The 12,015-nt window shown below is 72.1% G+C and carries 10 protein-coding genes; 3 read left to right on the top strand and 7 right to left on the bottom strand.

Features of this window, described 5'->3' with window-relative positions; genetic code table 11:
* Window positions 1–204 precede the first annotated feature (204 nt).
* From ADK60_RS16910 to ADK60_RS16900, 3 genes are all read right to left on the bottom strand, one after another.
* Window positions 205–1,629 (bottom strand): pyridoxal phosphate-dependent aminotransferase, encoded by a 1,425-nt coding sequence (locus ADK60_RS16910; RefSeq protein ID WP_053646916.1) that lies wholly within the window; start codon window positions 1,627–1,629, stop codon window positions 205–207.
* Between the two features lie 126 nt (window positions 1,630–1,755).
* A complete protein-coding gene (locus ADK60_RS16905) occupies window positions 1,756–2,193 on the bottom strand; it encodes a GNAT family N-acetyltransferase (protein ID WP_045939859.1) in 438 nt (145 codons plus the stop codon).
* A 119-nt stretch (window positions 2,194–2,312) separates the two neighbouring features.
* Window positions 2,313–3,002, bottom strand: coding sequence for a class I SAM-dependent methyltransferase (locus ADK60_RS16900; RefSeq protein WP_079008432.1), 690 nt, complete (start codon window positions 3,000–3,002; stop codon window positions 2,313–2,315).
* 205 nt (window positions 3,003–3,207) lie between these two features.
* Here ADK60_RS16900 and ADK60_RS16895 point away from each other — a divergent pair, with 205 nt between their 5' ends.
* Together ADK60_RS16895 and ADK60_RS16890 are read left to right on the top strand one after the other, a co-directional pair.
* On the top strand, window positions 3,208–3,969 hold the full coding sequence (locus ADK60_RS16895) for an SDR family oxidoreductase (RefSeq protein ID WP_234371116.1): 762 nt from the start codon (window positions 3,208–3,210) through the stop codon (window positions 3,967–3,969).
* A 354-nt stretch (window positions 3,970–4,323) separates the two neighbouring features.
* The gene (locus ADK60_RS16890) at window positions 4,324–5,511 is read left to right on the top strand and encodes an ROK family protein (protein WP_053646913.1); all 1,188 of its coding nucleotides are present in this window, start codon (window positions 4,324–4,326) and stop codon (window positions 5,509–5,511) included.
* 247 nt (window positions 5,512–5,758) lie between these two features.
* Here ADK60_RS16890 and ADK60_RS16885 read toward each other — a convergent pair whose 3' ends face one another.
* Window positions 5,759–6,532: a GntR family transcriptional regulator gene (locus ADK60_RS16885; protein ID WP_045939856.1), complete on the bottom strand. Its 774-nt coding sequence runs from the start codon at window positions 6,530–6,532 to the stop codon at window positions 5,759–5,761.
* Window positions 6,533–6,820: 288 nt separating this feature from the next.
* Here ADK60_RS16885 and ADK60_RS16880 point away from each other — a divergent pair, with 288 nt between their 5' ends.
* The gene (locus ADK60_RS16880) at window positions 6,821–7,627 is read left to right on the top strand and encodes an exodeoxyribonuclease III (protein WP_053646910.1); all 807 of its coding nucleotides are present in this window, start codon (window positions 6,821–6,823) and stop codon (window positions 7,625–7,627) included.
* Between the two features lie 307 nt (window positions 7,628–7,934).
* On the opposite strand, the gene ADK60_RS16875 is transcribed toward ADK60_RS16880, so the two are convergent.
* The 3 genes from ADK60_RS16875 to ADK60_RS16865 form a co-directional block, all read right to left on the bottom strand.
* Complete coding sequence (locus ADK60_RS16875; protein WP_159400468.1) at window positions 7,935–8,198, bottom strand: DUF6191 domain-containing protein; 264 nt, start codon at window positions 8,196–8,198, stop codon at window positions 7,935–7,937.
* A 140-nt stretch (window positions 8,199–8,338) separates the two neighbouring features.
* A complete protein-coding gene (locus tag ADK60_RS16870) occupies window positions 8,339–9,289 on the bottom strand; it encodes a threonine ammonia-lyase (protein WP_053646918.1) in 951 nt (316 codons plus the stop codon).
* A 17-nt stretch (window positions 9,290–9,306) separates the two neighbouring features.
* A partial coding sequence (locus tag ADK60_RS16865; RefSeq protein ID WP_159400467.1) for an amino acid adenylation domain-containing protein occupies window positions 9,307–12,015 on the bottom strand: 2,709 nt, incomplete at its 5' end.

Below are 12,015 nucleotides of genomic sequence, written 5' to 3'. Positions count from 1 at the left end.
CAGGCCCCCCCCCCCGCCCCCCCCCCGGCCCCGCCGACACCGCCGACTACGCGCCGACCGGACCGGGACCCACCCGGACGGGCCAGTCGTCCGCCGTCCGGGGCCGCGACGTGGCGGACGTCGAATGCCCAGGGGCCGCGCACCTCCAAGGCGCCCCGGTCGGCCCCGGAGGACGGTTCCTCCGGGGCCGACCGTCCGACGTCCCTAGCCCACAATCACCAACGCGGCCAGGGCGTCGGCGACTCGGTCGACCGCCTCGCGGACGACCTCCGGCTGGTAGGCGGTGAAGCACAGGCGGAAGTAGCCGGGGGCGGGGCTGTGCATGGTTTCACCGGGGAGGAGGGTGACTTCGGTGGGACTGGCGGCGAGGTAGTTGAACAGCCACAGCTCGTCCGGATTCACCCCGCTGTTCTCCGTGAACGGCAGCGGCTCGGCGCGGTACGTGCCCTCGGGCGGGCGTTTGCCCAGGTACGAGGTGAGGTCCAACCAGAAGAACTGGGCCGGGTTGTCGCCCTCGGTGTGGACGAACTCGATGCCCCGGGCGACCAGTCGGTCCTTCACCCGCTCGAAGCTCGCGCTCAGCAGCTCCCGGTAGCGCCGCATCGCGTAGTCGGTGTACAGCTCCGAACCGGTCCCGTTGACCGTGGTCTCCAGGATCGCGCCGAGAACGTAGTGCTTCAGCGAATCGACCGGGGTGAACCACGACATCGGGTGCTTCTTCTCCTCGATGTCCTTCGTACCGAGCATCGCCCGCTGCACGGGACCGTACTTCGACACCAGGAACCCGGTCCGGAACCCCGACAGCCCGAAGTCCTTGGCGAACCCCCACACCACGTGGATCCGCTCCGGCGCCCGCCGGTACGCGTCCAGGGCGAACGCGCTGGTGAACGGCACCCGCACGCCGTCGACCTGCGAATGGCAGTAGATCTCGTCGGAGACGATGTGCATGTCGGTCTCGTCGATCACCCAGCTGTAGATCTCCTCCAGCAGCTGCTTCCCGTAGTTGACGCCCAGCGGGTTGTGCGGGTTGGTCAGCACCAGGAGACGGGGGAACGCGTCGAAGAGGCGGTGGTACTTGAAGTACTCCTCCTTGATCGCGTCCAGGGTCAGCCGGAACCGCTCCGGCCCTTCCGTCGGCAGCTTCACCGACACGCACTTCAGCTTCGGCCGCTGCTCGAACGACCAGTTGAACCCCTGCCAGTACGGCGCGGGCAGCAGGACGGCGTCCCCCTCCACCAGCGGCGGCGGGCCGATCTCCCCCGGCTCCGGCGGGTTCTGGAGCGCGAAGGCCAGACACTCCAGCGCCGAACCGACGCCGCCGGTGCCGAACACGTCGCCCGCCTCGACCGGGGCGTCGAAGGCCTTGCTCAGCAGCGCCGCGACCTCGTTCCGCAGGTCCGGGCTGCCGTACGCGGACATGTAGTGGATGTAGCTCTCCGGCAGCAGCGCGGCGTGGTCGAACACCATCTTCTGCATCGAGTCCTCGTAGACGAGGACGTTCTCCGCGACGGACAGGTCGATGGCCGTGTCCGGGGCCAGGTGGCGGCGGTAGTAGGCGAGGGCCTGCTCGAAGTCGGGGATCCGCGCGAGCAGTTCGGCGGATTCGGTCGGGCCGGTCGAAACGGTCATGGCGAAGGGGCTCACTTCCGGGGAGGGCACGGCGGAACCGGGTTGGTTCGCATACAGACACCGCCAGCGCACCATGCCCCGCGGGGCCGCGCCAGCCGTCCGCGCCCATCCGGCGGCCCGGACGGGTCAGTCGTCCGCCAACGGCTTGACCCAGCGCGTCCACTGCGGCTGCGGCCCGTACCCGGCGCCCCGCCAGGTCCGGTGGCCGAGGGCGTTGCCGTCCAGCACCATGGCGTCCGCCCGTCGTCCGCCCAGGGCCGCGAAGCGCTCCTCGGCGGCCGCCAGCAGTGCCGCGCCGATGCCGCGCCGGCGGTGCTCCGGGTCGACGGCGAGGCGGTAGAGGTGGCAGCGCCAGCCGTCCCAGCCGGCGATGACGCTGCCGAGCAGCACGGCCGGCTCGTCCGCCCGGACGGCCACCAGCAGGCAGTCCGGGTCGCGGGCGAGCAGGGCCGCCACCCCGTCGGCGTCGTCGGTGATGCTGGTGCCCTTGGCGGCGCGGGCCCACAGCGCGAGCACGGCCGGGACCTCCTCGGGGCCGGCGGTGCGCAGAATGAAGTCGATCATGGGCGACTGTCTACCAGGGCCGGCCGCCCTCCGACCGTGAATTCCGCGGGCCGGACGGGCCGAACGGGCCGGCAGGGTCGGCCGCGTGGTGCCGGTGCCTGGCGGGTCGACCGGACGGGTCAGTCGCCCACCAGCTCCCACACCGTCGTGGTCTTCAGCGCGGTGTCCTCCAGGTCCGCCACCACCGGCACCTCGTACGCGGCCAGCGCGGTGAACCGTTCGCGCGGCAGGTAGGCGCGGCCGGGGTCGCCGACGATCACCACCGCGCCGCGGGCCCGGGCCCGGAGCAGGAACGGCAGGAACCGAGCCGCCATCGCCCGCTCGTAGAAGACGTCCCCGGCCAGCACCACCTCGGCCGGCCCGCCGTCGCCGTCCAGCAGGTCCTCGACCGCCGCGTCCACCCGGACGCCGTTCGCCGCCGCGTTGACGCCGATCGCCGCGACCGCGTAGGCATCGATCTCGGCCGCCCGCACCGACCGGGCACCGCGCAGCGCCGCCGCGATGCCCACCAGGCCGGAGCCGGCCGCGAGGTCCAGCACCGACCGTCCGGCCACCAGCTCCGGGTGGTCCAGCACGTACCGGGCCACCCCGACGCCGCCCGCCCAGGCGAACGCCCAGAACGGCGGCGGCAGGCCGCGCTCGCCGCGCGCCGTCTCGGTGGTCTCCCACAGGGCGATGGCGTCCTCGGCCATGTGCAGGCGCACCTCCGGCACGAACGGCACCGGGGCGATGCCGGTCTGCGCGCGTACGAAGTCCTCGTCCGACCGCATGGCCGCCCCCGGACCCGCCGGGTGTGTGTCGCTCAGCATGCCGAGCAGCATACGGGCCCTGAGCAGGTGCTCCTCACACCCGCGAGCCGACCGCGACCCGACCGCACCCCGACCGCGAACCGGCCGGTCCCACAGCTGCGTTGACCCCGGCTCGACTCGGCCGAATCCCGACCCCGGGACGGCACACCGGGCGGGTAGGTTCTCCCCGGAGCCGGTGTGCGGCCGGCCGGGAGCGGGGGTCACGGTGTCGGACAAGGTGCTGGCGGGCCGCGCGGCGGTCGTCACGGGCGGCTCACGCGGGATCGGGCGGGCCGTGGTGGAACGGCTCGCCGCGGACGGCGCGGACGTGGTGTTCGGGTACGCGCACGACGACGCGGCGGCGGCCGAGGTGGTCCGCGCGGTGGCGGCGAACGGCGCCGCCGGGGCCGGGCGGGTGTACGCGGTCCGGGCCGACCTCGGCACGCCGGAGGGTCCGGAGCGGTTGATGGCGGCGGCCGAGGAGGAGCTCGGCGGGCTGGACATCCTCGTCAACAACGCGGCCCGCGCCGTCACCCGGGCCCCGCTCGCCGAGACCGACCCGGCGGACTTCGACGCCACCATGGCCGTCAACGCCCGCGCGGTGTTCCTCACCCTCCGGTACGCGGCGCGGCGGATGCGCGACGGCGGCCGGATCGTCAACATCTCCTCCCTCAACACCCGCCGCCCGATGCCGGGGCTCGCCGCCTACCTGGCCGGCAAGGGGGCGCTGGAGCAGCTGACCGAGGCCGCCGCGGTGGAGCTGGGGCCGCGCGGGATCACCGCCAACACCGTCTCCCCCGGGCCGACCGAGACCGAGATGCTGCGGTCCGTCAATCCCCCGCACGCGCTGGAGACGGTGGCCGGGCTGACCCCGCTGCGGCGGCTCGGACAGCCGGCCGACGTGGCGGACGTGGTCGCGTTCCTGGTCGGTCCGGACGCGCGGTGGGTGTCCGGGCAGAACCTCGGGGCGACCGGCGGCCTGCGCTGAGCGCCTGCGGCCCCTACTGAGCGGCGAGCCGCGCCCCGCCGGAGCGGCGTCCGGGAGGCCCCGGTGAAGCCCGGATCACGCACCGCCACCCGGTGCGTACCATTTCGATACCGAAGCCGGGATGAGCTGGGAAGATGCTCGCCGGTCGGGCCCGGGCCCCGGTAGCATCCGGCACAGGCCGTCCGGCCCGGCGCAGGCGCCGCAGCGCCGCCGTGCCGGTCCGTCGGGCGGCGGACACCCGCGGGCCCTCCGGGGGCGGCCTCCGGCACCACAGCCCGGTGGCCCCGGCCGGCCGTGCCCGCGTCCACGGCACGCGCGCCAGGGCAGTCGCGCGGAACGGCGAAGGGCAGCGTCTTGGCGGATCGACTCACCGGTGGCGACTCCTCACTACTGCGGCGGATCAACGCGGCGGTGACCCTCCGGGCACTGCGCGAGGGCCATGCGGTGACCCTGACCCAGCTGGTCGGCGACACCGGGCTCTCCCGTCCGACGGTCGAGGGCGTGATCGAGGGGCTGGTGGAGACCGGGCTGGTCGCCGAGGTCGAGCAGCCACCGCAACCGGACGGCCAGCCCGGCGCCGGTCGGCGCGGACGGCCGGCCCGCTGGTTCCGGTTCCGGGCCGAGGCCGGGCACATCCTCGGCATCGAGATCGGCGTCCACGACATCCGGATCATCCTCGCCGACCTGGCCGGTGTGGTGGTGGGCAGCCACTTCAGACCCGTCGAGGAGACCCTGGACGCGGAGGAACGGCTCACCGCCGTCCGCTCGGTGGTCGCCGAGGTGCTGCGCAAGGCCGGCGTCTCCCGGGACAACCTGTGGGCGGTCGGCGTCGGCACGCCGGGCATCGTCGACCGGGACGGCACGGTGCAGTTGGGCACCGCGATGGCCGGCTGGACCGGCCTGGACCTCGGCGCCCGGCTGCGGCGCTCGTTCCGCTGCCCGGTGATGATCGAGAACGACGCCAACCTCGCCGCGATCGCCGAGCACTGGCAGGGCGCGGCGGTCGGCGCCGACGACGTGGTGTTCGTGATGGCCGGCCTCAGCCCGGGCGCCGGCTCGCTCATCAACGGCCGCCTGCACCGCGGTTTCGGCGGCGCGGCCGGCGAGATCGGCGCCCTGCACCTGCTAGGCCAGGAGGTGACGCCGGAGCGGCTGCTCTCCACCACCGGCAAGCCGCTCAACCCGCTGGACGAGGCGGCGGTGGCCCGGGTGCTGAAGCTCGCCCGCGAGGGCGACGAGGTGGCGCAGGTCGCCACCGACCGCTTCCTGACCCGCCTGGTCCAGAGCGTCGCCGCGCTCGTCCTGGCCATCGACCCGCAGCTGGTGGTCGTCGGCGGCTGGGCCGCGGGCCTGGACGGCGTCCTCGACCCGCTGCGCGAACGCCTCGCCCGCTTCACCCTCCGCGCCCCCGAGGTGGCGCTGGCCGCCCTCGGCTCCGAGGTGGTCGCGATGGGCGCCCTCCGGGTCGCCCTCGACCAGGTCGAGGAACAGCTCTTCGCCGTCAACCCTCCGACGGCCGAGAACGGTTCGGCCCGGGCCTGAGCCGAGCGGCTGCCGATCCCGGTGGCCCGCCACCGCGGCCGGTGACGGCCTCCAGCAGCACACGTCCCTGCTGGAGGCCGTCGGCCCGTGCGGACGGTCCGGCGGACCCTGCCCCGGCCCCCGTCCCCCGTCAGGCCGGTCCGAAGTCCGGGCCGGTGAGGAACGGGAACGACCCAGGCCCGGACGCCTGTGGGACGTCCGGGCCTGGGTCTGAGGGTTTTCGGAAGTGGTTCGGGAGGCGAGTGGCTCAGGAGGCGGCGGCACCCACGGGGGTGGCGCCGACGGGGGTGACCTCGACGAGGCCGGTCTCGCCGAAGGTGAGCTTGCAGGTGTCCGCGCGGTAGGTCGCGACGGCGAGCGCGACGAGGCGGCCGGCGGCGGCGTACTGGGTGGTCATCACCAGCACCGGCGAGCCCGGCGGGCGCTCCAGCAGGGCGGCCTCCTCGGCCTCGGCGACACCCAGCTCGACCGAGCGGGACTCGCCGTCGACCTCCAGGCGCTCCAGCTGGCGCAGCACCGAGCGGGCGCGGTCGCTCTCGGCGCGGAAGCCGGGCAGGTGCGGCAGCACGGCGGCCGGCACGTGCAGCGACTCGGAGGCCATGCTCTGGCCCTGGACCAGGCGGACCCGGCGGACGGTGTGCACGGGCGCGCCCTCGGCGACACCGAGCGCCGCGGCCAGTCGGCGGGCGGCCGGCGCGGTGGTGCAGTCCACCGTGCGCCAGGCCTGGCTTCGGGCGGCGCCGGGCCAGCCCTCCTCCTGCCGGTTCACCGGGACGCCGACCCGGGGGGCGGCGATCAGGGTGCCGATGCCGCGGCGGCGGACCAGTCGGCCCTCAAGCTCCAGCTGGTCCAGCGCCTGCCGCAGGGTGGCCCGGGCGACGCCGAAGCGGGCGGAGAGCTCACGCTCGTTGGGGAGGATCTGGCCGGTGGAGAACTCCGTGTCGATGGCGCGGAGCAGCACCGTGCGCAGGTGCCAGTACTTCGGCTCCGGAACCGCCGAGAGCTGCCCTGTCGTTCCCACCATGTCCTCCACCCGGTTTTCTTCCGCTGTGCCCGAAGGCCGTGTCCGAAAGAGGTCGGTTCCGGCCCGCTGCCCGCTGTTGCGGCAGGTGGGAGAGCGGGCTTTTTCCGTCCTTCTTTATTAAAGGTCTTTGCAGTAAGTGACCCTAGGGGCTCGATCGGGAGATGGTCAAGACCAATGGCGGCCCCCGGCACGACCACCTCACAGTTTCATGGTGCGTTCACGCCAACTACCCAAGCGGACGCGTCGGATCCCGGTCCTGTCAGTGCCGGTCGGTAGGCTGCCCGGGTGATCGTGGTGACGAGTGTGAACGTGAACGGAATCCGGGCAGCGGCCAAGAAGGGCTTCATCGAGTGGCTCGCCGCCACCGAGGCGGACGTGATCTGCCTGCAGGAGGTGCGCTCCGAGCCGGAGCAGCTCCCCGTGGAACTGCGCGACCTGGACGGCTGGCACACGGTGTGGGCCCCGGCCGCCACCAAGGGCCGGGCGGGCGTAGCCGTCCTGTCCCGCCAGGAGCCGAGCCGGACGGCCATCGGCTTCGGATCGGCGGAATTCGACAATTCGGGCAGGTATATCGAAATCGACCTGCCGGGCCTGACCGTGGCCAGCCTCTACCTCCCCTCCGGAGAAGTCGGCACCGAGCGCCAGGAGGAGAAGGAACGCTTCATGGCGGAGTTCCTGGTCCACCTCCAGAAACTCCGCACCCGCGCCGCCGCCGACGGCCGCGAGGTCGTGGTCTGCGGCGACTGGAACATCGCCCACCGCCCCGAGGACCTCAAGAACTGGAAGTCCAACCAGAAGGCCGCCGGCTTCCTCCCCGAGGAGCGCGCCTGGCTCTCCCGCGTCTACGACGAGGCCGGCTACGTCGACGTCGTCCGCCGCCTCCACCCCGACCGCACCGGCCCCTACTCCTGGTGGTCCTACCGGGGCCGCGCCTTCGACAACGACTCGGGGTGGAGGATCGACCTAATCGTGACAACTCCGGGCATTGCGGACAAATCCATCGCGGCCTACGTCGAGCGCGCGGCATCCCACGCGGAACGGTGGTCCGACCACGCACCCGTCACCGCCGAATTCGACTTCGGCGGCAACTAACCTACAGGAAGCCACAGTTAGTAGATACCAGCAGTGCCCTGATGCCTGCGGGCGGCGCTCAGCCCAGGCCCACCCGCGCCAGCGAGCGACGCCTGCGATCTTGCCCGGCCGGTTTGACAAGTCGATTCGTTGCACCCTCCCCGTCAGGGGCATCGCGAGCGCAGACTGACGGGGAGGCCTGTGACACCCCACGCCGAACGGTGGTCCGACCACGGGCCGTCACTGCGGTATACGACGTGAAGAACTGATCCTCTCGACTGCGCCGCGTGATCACCGTCTTCGATGAGCACGCGACGCCCGACGCCGACTACTTCTTATTGTCCGTCGGGGTGATGATCACCTTTCCGCTGCTGAGATCGATCCGGTTATTCGGAGGCGCGGACTCACCCTCCTCATCGCGGAGCATCAGCTCGGTCTGCTGCTGCTCCACCTGAACGCGCTTCATGCTCTGGAAGGCCGCCTGGAACTCGTCCAGCCCCGCTTGGGAGATCGACTTCCCCTTTCGCTTGACCTTGGTCGCCCAGCGCCACAGGCGCTCGACCACCATGATGATGATCAGGAAGATGACCATTAATTCCATGTGAGTGCACCACTTCGGCATGGGTGAGCGGAGGGCAAACGGGACCCCGACGACGACCACTCTTCAACGGTCCACGGCCGGTCGGTGTTCCGGGTCGGCCCGGATACGCCCCGCATCCACTCGAACCGCGTTCATCCGGAAACGATCCTCCGGAAGCGGTCGTCGTCGATGTTCGCGCCGGAGAGGACCACGCCGATCCGCGCCCCGGCCGGCTCGACCCGGCCCGCGAGGAGCGCAGCCACCCCGCAGGCGGCACTCGGCTCCGTGATGATCCGACCGCACTTCCAGAGGAAGCGCATCGCCGCCTCCAGTTCACGGTCCGTCACCACGGCCACCCCGTCGAGCAGCCTCCGGTTGATCTCGAAGGTGAAGCTTCCGGGGGTCCGGTGGCGCAGTCCGTCGGCGAGCGTACGAGGCGGAACGATCTCGACGCGCCGCCCGGCGAGCAACGAGCGCGCCGTGTCGTCCCCCTCCGCCGGCTCGACCCCGGTCACCGTGACGCCCGGGTCCAAGGCCTTCGCCACGGTCGCGCACCCCGCCGCCAGGCCCCCGCCCCCGACCGGCATCAGGAGGTGGTCCACCCCTCCGGTCTCCTCGAACAGTTCCAGAGCGACCGTACCGTGGCCCGCTGCGACGTCCGGGTCGTCGGACGAGGGCAGCAGGACGAGGCCCCGCTCGGCCGCCAGACCCCGCGTGATGACGTCACGGTCGTCGTGCACGGGGTCGTAGAAGACGACCTCGGCGCCGCAGGCGCGCACGGCCTCCAGCTTCGCCCCCGGAACGTCGCGCGGCAGGACCAGCAGCGCCGGGACGCCGAAGCTCTCCGCCAGTCCCGCCACCGCCTTCCCGTGGTTGCCGGAGGAGCCGGCGATCACTCCCCGTCGCAGATCAGCGGGGTCGAGCATCAGCATCTTGTTCAGCGCCCCGCGGTACTTGAAGGCACCGGTGTGCTGGTACATCTCCGCCTTGAGGAAGACCGACGCGCCCAGTTCCGCGTCGAGTTCGGGCAGGCGGAGCACCGGCGTGCGGACCACCAGTCCGTCCAGCCGGGCCGCGGCCTGCTCGACATCACCGATCAGCATCTTCAGCACGGCTCCCCCTACCAGCCGAACCGGGAGGAGTCGATCTTCTGCCAGATCGCCGCCAGCACATCCGGTCGCGCCATCTCCTCGTGCTCGCAGGACAACCGGACCTCCTCGACGCCCTCGGAGACGAACGACCGCCACCGCTCTGCGGACTGCGACACGTCCTCGTTCCCCCCGGCGTCCGCGCCGCCGTCTGCCGTGAACACCAGGGCCTCGCCCGTGAAGGCCCGCGGCACGTGCCGCTGTTGGTTGCCCGCGTTGTTCCCGAAGATCTCCAAGATCGACCCGGCGACCTCGTCACTGAGCGTGCTCAGAATCCCGCCACCGGCACGGAACGCAGCCGCCACATCGGCGATCTCAAGCTCGTCCTCCCCGTTCCGGTCGACCTCGATGCCGAGCCCCTCGATCGCCAGCGCCATCAACTGCGCCCTGCTCAGCGGGGCTGCATCCTCGGCCTGGGCCTTCGTGTACGGGTCGAGCAGCACCAGCGTCTCCACCTCCTCACCTGCCTCCTGCAACTGGACGGCCATCTCATGGGCGACGATCCCGCCGAGCGACCAGCCCAGCAGGTGGTACGGGCCCGACTCCTGCACCGCGCGGATCTGCCGGATGTAGTCCGCGGCCATGTCCCCGATGGAGCCCGGTAGTTCGTCGGGCCCGGCGAGCCCGCGCGCCTGCAGCCCGTACAGGGGGTAGTCCGACGGCATGCTGCGGAGCAACGGCGAGTAGCACCAGCTGATGCCGACCCCGGGGTGCACGCAGAACAGCGGTGCACGACTGCCGCTGCTGCGCAGGGGCAGCAGGACGCCGAGCGCGTCCTGCTGGGTCGCCGCACCACCGAGGCGCTTGGCCAGCTCGGCGACGGTCGGTGCCTCGAACACCGCACGCACCCCGAGCTCCACCCCCAGGACCGCCTTGACCCGGCTCGCCAGCCGGGTGGCCATCAGGGAGTCACCGCCGAGTTCGAAGAACCCGTCATCCACACCGACCTTGTCGAGGCCGAGGACCTCCGCGAACACACCGCACAGGACCTCCTCCTGCGGCGTCGCCGGAGCACGACCCTCACCGGCCGAGGCGAAGTCGGGTGCGGGCAGGGCCTTTCGGTCGAGCTTGCCGTTGACCGTGAGGGGGATCGCGTCGAGGACGACCACGGCTGCCGGGACCATGTACTCCGGCAGGGACGCGGCGACCTCGGCCCGGATCTCGGCGGTGTCGAGTTCGCTGCCGGGGGTGGGCACGACATACCCGACCAGGCGCTTGTCGCCGGGTCGGTCCTCCCGCACCAGGGCGACCGCCTGCGCGACCCCGGTGGTACGGGCGAGTGCACTCTCGACCTCGCCCAACTCGATCCGGAAACCACGCACCTTCACCTGGTCGTCACCACGCCGCACCTTCACCTGGTCGTCACCACGCCCGATGAACTCGAGGATCCCGTCGGTGTTCCAGCGGGCGGTGTCGCCGGTGCGGTACATCCGCTCACCCGGCGCTCCGAACGGGCACGCGACGAAGCGCTCCGACGTCAGCGCACGGCGGTTGAGGTAGCCGCGCGCCACACCGCTGCCGCTGATGTACAGCTCACCGGTCACACCGACCGGCACCGGACGCAGCGCCGAATCCAGCACGTACGCACCGCTGTTGTCCATCGGCCGACCGATCGGCACCGCCGCCGGCACCACATCGCCCGCCGCGTACGGGACCTGGGTGGTGAACGCCGTGGTCTCGGTGGGACCGTACGTGGTGCGCACGACCAGACCCGGGTGGGCGTCCAGCAGCGCACGCACGGCAGTCGGCGAGACCACGTCACCGCCCGTCGACACCTCCCGAACCCCGGCGAAGATCTCCGGCGTCTGCTCCGCCAGCACACCGAACAGACCCGCCGTGGCATGCACGTTCGTGATCCCGTGCTCCGCGATCAGCCGACCGCGCTCCGCCGCGTCCACCCGGCCCGCCGGCGCCAGCACCAGCCGCCCGCCGCGCACCAGCGGCACCCAGATCTCATACGTCGAACCGTCGAACGCGTGATTGGCCTGCACCATCACCCGCTCGGCGACCTCCGCGCTCCACGCCGCGTCCAGGCAGAACGTCACCACGTTGCGGTGCGTGGCCGCCACGCCCTTCGGCAGACCCGTCGACCCCGACGTGTACATCACGTACATCAGGTTGTCGCCGGCGACATGCACCCCCGGATCCACCACGGCCGTGGCATCCAAGGCGCTGTCCAGGGTCAGCGGAAGACAGGTCAGCCCCGGCTCCGTCGCCAGCGGATGCCCCGCGTGCGCCGCATCGACCAGCACCACCTCGGCCCCGGCCTCCCGCACGACCGACCGCAGACGGTCCACCGGGTTCGCCGCGTCCAGCGGCAGATACGCACCGCCCACCTTCAGCACACCCAAGAACGCCACCAGCATCTCCGGCGAACGGTCCACCAGGACCCCCACCGGACTCTCCAAGCCCACACCCAGAGCAATCAGACGATGCGCCAGCACATTCGCCCGCTCGTTCACCTCCCGGTAGGTCAGCGACACATCACCCGACACCACCGCGATGCTGTCCGGCACCCGCGCAACCTGCGCCTCGAACAGCTCCACCATCGACACCGCCGCAACCGGCCGCGCCGTACCGTTCCACTCCTCCACCACCCGCTGACGCTCACCCGCCGACAGGACGTCAACACGCCCCACCGACACCGACGGACCAACCAACACCGCCTCGAACACCCGCAG

Source organism: Streptomyces sp. XY431, from assembly GCF_001279805.1.
Lineage (GTDB): Bacteria > Actinomycetota > Actinomycetes > Streptomycetales > Streptomycetaceae > Kitasatospora > Kitasatospora purpeofusca.
The sequence above is the reverse complement of the archived record's forward strand: the minus strand, read 5'-3'. Positions and strand labels throughout refer to the sequence as shown.

Bases quoted from the DNA above. Each gene is read 5' to 3' on its own strand.
- ADK60_RS16910 (WP_053646916.1), bottom strand. From the start codon at position 1,629: ATGACCGTTTCGACCGGCCCGACCGAATCCGCCGAACTGCTCGCGCGG.
- ADK60_RS16905 (WP_045939859.1), bottom strand. From the start codon at position 2,193: ATGATCGACTTCATTCTGCGCACCGCCGGCCCCGAGGAGGTCCCGGCC.
- ADK60_RS16875 (WP_159400468.1), bottom strand. From the start codon at position 8,198: ATGGTCATCTTCCTGATCATCATCATGGTGGTCGAGCGCCTGTGGCGC.
- ADK60_RS16870 (WP_053646918.1), bottom strand. From the start codon at position 9,289: ATGCTGATCGGTGATGTCGAGCAGGCCGCGGCCCGGCTGGACGGACTG.
- ADK60_RS16900 (WP_079008432.1), bottom strand. From the start codon at position 3,002: ATGCTGAGCGACACACACCCGGCGGGTCCGGGGGCGGCCATGCGGTCG.